Below are 630 nucleotides of genomic sequence, written 5' to 3'. Positions count from 1 at the left end.
TTGTTTTGGTCATTCAAACTCTATTTTCAAACGTTTTAATCGTTGGTCAAGCAGCGGTAAGTTACTTAGATTATTCAAATTACTAGCCTCATGCCCCGATATGGAGTGGATTTTTATTGATGGCTCTCATGTACGTGCTCATCAACATTCTGCCGGCATAGCGAATCAATCTATTTCTAAAAGTGTAGGAGGAAACTCCTCAAAAATACATTTGATTGTTGATGCACATGGCAATCCTATTGATTTCATGATTACCGATGGAACCACACATGATGTTAAAGTTGCACCTGATTTAATATCAACATTAGATTTAAAAGAGACAAAAGTGGTATGTGCAGATAAAGGCTATGATTCAGAACCACTGCGTGAACAGATCAGGAAAACAGGGACTAAAGCGAATATACCAAAGAAAACAAATAGCCAATCGAACAATGACCATATGGACTGGTATTTATATAAAATCAGGCATTTAGTTGAAAATATGTTTTGTAGATTAAAGCAATTTAGAGGAATAGCTACTCGATATGACAAGCTCAAAAGAAATTATCAAAGTTCTGTTGCTTTAGCCTGTATATTTTTATGGCTACCTTTATAGGGTTAATTATGAACAGTAAATGTCAACAGACCCTA

The 630-nt window shown here is 34.9% G+C and carries 1 pseudogene; it reads left to right on the top strand.

From position 1 onward, the window contains the following. A pseudogene (locus PV763_RS17755) lies at window positions 1-614 on the top strand (IS5-like element ISAba31 family transposase); the annotation flags it as partial. Window positions 615-630: the final 16 nt, after the last annotated feature.

The sequence above is a fragment of the Acinetobacter sp. AS5 genome (assembly GCF_048957595.1).
Lineage (GTDB): Bacteria > Pseudomonadota > Gammaproteobacteria > Pseudomonadales > Moraxellaceae > Acinetobacter.
The sequence above is the reverse complement of the archived record's forward strand: the minus strand, read 5'-3'. Positions and strand labels throughout refer to the sequence as shown.